Raw genomic sequence first — 4,102 nt, forward strand, 5'->3', positions numbered from 1 at the left:
CCGACCCGGTCACCGTCCGGTCGGCGGGCCCGGGGGAGAATGCCCCGGCACCGCAACCGTCCGGAAGGCACTCCATGACCGGCCCGACACCCCGCCATGTGCTGATCCTCGGCGGGACCTCCGAGGCGCGGCAGCTCGCCGGGCAGCTCACCGGCGAGCCCGGGCTGCGCGTCACCAGTTCGCTCGCGGGCCGGGTCGCCGCCCCGCGGCTGCCCGCGGGCGAGGTCCGCGTCGGCGGCTTCGGCGGCTGGGAGGGCATGGCCGCCTGGCTGCGCGAGCACCGGGTGGACGCACTCATCGACGCCACGCATCCCTTCGCCGGCCGGATCGGTTTCCACGCGGCCCGGGCGGCCGCCGAGACCCATGTTCCCCTGCTGGCCCTGCGCCGGGCCGGCTGGGCCGCCGGGCCCGGCGACGACTGGCACCCGGTGCCGTCGCTGGAAGCGGCCGCGGAACTGCTGCCGGGCCTGGGCGAGCGGATCTTCCTCACCACCGGCCGGACCGGGCTGGCCGCCTTCGCGGGGCTGTCCGCGCCGTGGTTCCTGGTGCGCTCGGTGGACGCCCCCGAGCCGCCGCACCCGCCGCGCATGGAGGTGCTGCTCGACCGGGGGCCGTTCACCGTCGAGGGCGAGGCGGAGCTGCTGCGCCGGTACGGCATCGACGTCCTGGTGACCAAGGACAGCGGGGCCCGGGCGACCGCGGCCAAGCTGACCGCGGCCCGGGAGGCGGGGCTGCCGGTGGTCGTCGTCACCCGGCCCCCGGTGCCCGGCGACGTACCGTCCGTGCCGGGCCCCGGCGAGGCCGCCGCCTGGCTGCGCGGCGTCCTGGCCTGACCGGCGCGGTTCCCGCGCCGGCTCATCCTTCCGGGTAGCGCCGGGGCGTCCAGACGGTCTCCCGGCCGTCGCCGCGCGTGACCGCCCGCGTCTGCGAGGACCCGACCAGAAGGATGGTGCGCATGTCGACCTGCTCCGGCTCCAGTTCGGCCAGCCGTACGATCCGCACTCGCTCCTCCGGGCCGCCCACGTCGCGCGCGAGGACCACCGGGGTGTCCGGCGCCCGGTGTTCCAGCAGCAGCTCGCGGGCCTTGCCGACCTGCCAGCTCCGGCTGCGCGAGCCGGGGTTGTAGAGCGCCAGCACCAGATCGGCGGCGGCCGCGGCGCGCAGCCGGCCCGCGATCACCTCCCAGGGCTTGAGCCGGTCGGAGAGCGAGACGACGGCGTAGTCGTGCCCGAGCGGTGCACCCGCCCGCGCGGCCGCCGCGTGCGCGGCCGTCATGCCCGGCAGCACCCGCACCGGCACATCCCGGTACGGCCCCTCGGACGCGACCTCCAGCACCGCCGTGGCCATCGCGAAGACCCCCGGGTCGCCGGAGGAGACGACGGCGACCCGCCGCCCCTGCCGGGCCAGGTCCAGGGCGAACTCGGCGCGCTCGGACTCCACCTTGTTGTCGGACGCGTGCCGCCGCTGCCCCGGACGGTCGGGGACCCGGTCCAGATAGGTGGTGTAGCCGACGAGGTCCTCGGCGGCGGCCAGCGCGCCGCGCGCCTCCGGCGTCAGCCACAGCGGTCCCGCGGGGCCCAGTCCGACCACGACGACCTCGCCGGCGGTGTCCGCGGGCGCCCCGGCAGTGCCGGTCCCGTCCGTCCCGTCCGTCTCCCGCGCGGCACCGGGCGCGCGGAATGCCGGACCCGTCGCCTCCGCGACCCGGCTCGGCAGCACCGCCACCGAGAAGTACGGCACCGACTCCGGATCGACCTCGGCCAGCGGCGCCGTGCGCTCCGCGCTCATCGTCGCGCGCTCCGCGTACCGGGCGTCGTCCAGCCGGCCCGCCCGGTCCAGGGCGCGGCGTACCGCCGGGAAGGTGCGGCCCAGCTTCAGCACGGCCGCCGAGTCCGTGGCGGCGAGCCGTGCCGTCAGCTCCTCCTCCGGCAGGGTGCCGGGCAGGATCGTCAGCACCTCCTCGCCCTCCACCAGCGGCTTCCCGAGGCGGGCCGAGGCGGCGCTCACCGAGGTCACGCCCGGGACCACCTCCGTCGGATAGCGGTCGGCCAGCCGCTTGTGCATGTGCATGTACGAGCCGTAGAAGAACGGGTCCCCCTCGGCGAGCACCGCGACCGTGCGCCCGGCGTCGAGATGCGCGGCCAGCCGGGCCGCGGCCTTCTCGTAGAACTCGTCGAGGGCGCCCCGGTAGCCGCCGGGATGGTCGGTCGTCTCCGTGGTGACCGGGTAGACCAGCGGCTCCTCGATGTGCCCGGGCCGCAGATGGCGTTCCGCGATGGACCGCGCGATGCTCCGGCCGTGCCGGGCGCTGTGGTACGCCACGACGTCCGCCCCGGCGATGACCTCGACCGCGCGGACCGTCATCAGCGACGGGTCGCCGGGGCCGAGGCCCACTCCGTAGAGCCGGCCGGTGGGCCGGGACTGCTGCTCGCTCACTCTTCCTCGCTCGCAATCGCGTTGATCGCGGCCGCGGCCATCGCGCTGCCGCCGCGCCGCCCCCGCACCACCAGGTGGTCGAGGCCCGCCGGGTGGGCGGCCAGGGCCTCCTTGGACTCGGCCGCGCCGATGAAGCCCACCGGCACACCGATGACCGCCGCCGGGCGCGGCGCGCCCTCCTCGATCATCTCCAGCAGCCGGAAGAGCGCCGTCGGCGCGTTGCCGACGGCGACGACCGCCCCGTCGAGCCGGTCGCGCCAGAGTTCGAGCGCGGCGGCGCTGCGCGTGGTGCCCATCCGCCCGGCCAGTCCCGGCACCGAGGGGTCGGCCAGCGTGCACAGCACCTCGTTGCCGGCGGGCAGCCGCTTCCGGGTGACCCCGCTCGCGACCATCCGGGCGTCGCACAGGACCGGGGCACCGGCGCGCAGTGCCGCCCGCGCGCGGGTCACGACCGACGGGGTGTAGCCGAGGTCCCGGACCAGGTCGGTCATGCCGCAGGCGTGGATCATCCGGACCGCGACCTGGCTGACGTCCGCGGGCAGCCCTGTGAGGTCGGCCTCGGCGCGGATGGTGGCGAAGGACTGGCGGTAGATGGCCGCGCCGTCCTTCTCGTAGTCGAACACGGTCACTGTGCCCTCGCTGATGTCGTTTCACGGGCCGCCGCCGGTGCCGCGGCCGTCTGATGGGGAGCCGGTACGGGACCGGGCGCCGCCGGGGCGCGGTACGTCTCCGGCTCCGTGCCCCGGACGGTGACCCGGTAGCCGGGCACCGCCCCGTCGCCCGTCCCCGGGGCGACGGCCACGACGTCGACCCGTGCTCCGGCGGGACGGCCGCAGCGGCGCTCGCAGCCGGACCAGTACACGGGCAGCCTCCCGGCCGCCGTCTCCGGGCGCACGACGGGCAGCGCCCCGACGACCGACCGGGCCGCGTCGGCGCGCACGTCGGCCAGGGACTTGGCGCAGCCGGGCAGCCCCGTGCAGGCGCCCACGCCGTACCAGGGCGAACCGGGATCGGTCACGAACCCGGCGTCCCGCAGCCGCCGCAGGGCCGCCGGGCCGCTGTCCGCGGGGAGCCCGGGGACGACGACGCCGCGCCAGGGCGTCACCCGCAGCTCCGCCGTTCCCTCGCGCCCGGCGAGTTCCGCGAGCAGCCGCCAGGCGGCGGCGGTGACCCGGCCCAGGGGAGCGGCGACGACCGGCGCGCACCGGCCGTCCGGCCCGGTGACGAGACCGGGCACCGGGGCGGCGGACCGGGAAGCGCCCGCACCGTCACCGGTCCGGCCCTCCCGGTCCCCGGGCCCGGCCCGGTTCGCGCCGCCGGCGGCCGCGGGCGGGTTCCCGGCGTCCGTGGCCCCGTCCTCGCTCCGGCCGCCGGCGGCCGCGGCCGGGCCCTCGCCGTCCGCCGCCGCTCCGGAGCGCGGTGCCGGAGCCGAGGCGATGCCTGCCCGGTCCAGATGCGCGAGGAGCAGGGCGGGGCCGAGCGGGAGTGCATCCGTGCCCGAGCCCGTACCGGAGCCGGAGCCCGTGCCGGAGCCGGCCGTTCCGGCGGGGGGAGGCGGAGTCCCGGGCGGCGGGCCGGCGAGCAAGTCCCGTACCCGCCAGGTGCGTCCGGGGGTTGTCGCTGCCGCCTGAAGGAACGCCGCCGCGGCCGCCACGGCCGCGCGCGG

Annotated in this window: 3 protein-coding genes and 1 pseudogene; 1 reads left to right on the forward strand and 3 read right to left on the reverse strand. The window is 77.9% G+C overall.

Annotation, left to right across the window (positions count from 1 at the left end; all coding sequences use genetic code 11):
- Positions 1–74: 74 nt before the first annotated feature.
- Positions 75–833 (forward strand): cobalt-precorrin-6A reductase, encoded by a 759-nt coding sequence (locus tag GCU69_RS03155; protein ID WP_156205071.1) that lies wholly within the window; start codon positions 75–77, stop codon positions 831–833.
- 22 nt (positions 834–855) lie between these two features.
- Here GCU69_RS03155 and GCU69_RS03160 read toward each other — a convergent pair whose 3' ends face one another.
- The 3 genes and pseudogenes from GCU69_RS03160 to GCU69_RS33400 form a co-directional block, all read right to left on the reverse strand.
- Positions 856–2,436, reverse strand: a complete 1,581-nt coding sequence (locus GCU69_RS03160) for a precorrin-2 C(20)-methyltransferase (protein WP_156205072.1) — start codon at positions 2,434–2,436, stop codon at positions 856–858.
- Positions 2,433–3,059, reverse strand: coding sequence for a precorrin-8X methylmutase (locus GCU69_RS03165; RefSeq protein WP_176604512.1), 627 nt, complete (start codon positions 3,057–3,059; stop codon positions 2,433–2,435). The genes GCU69_RS03160 and GCU69_RS03165 overlap by 4 nt, the downstream gene beginning before the upstream one ends.
- A 2-nt stretch (positions 3,060–3,061) precedes the next feature.
- Positions 3,062–4,102: pseudogene (locus tag GCU69_RS33400) on the reverse strand (hypothetical protein); the annotation flags it as partial.

Origin of the sequence: Streptomyces lycii, assembly GCF_009735685.1 — a bacterium.
GTDB classification, from domain to species: Bacteria; Actinomycetota; Actinomycetes; order Streptomycetales; family Streptomycetaceae; genus Streptomyces; species Streptomyces lycii.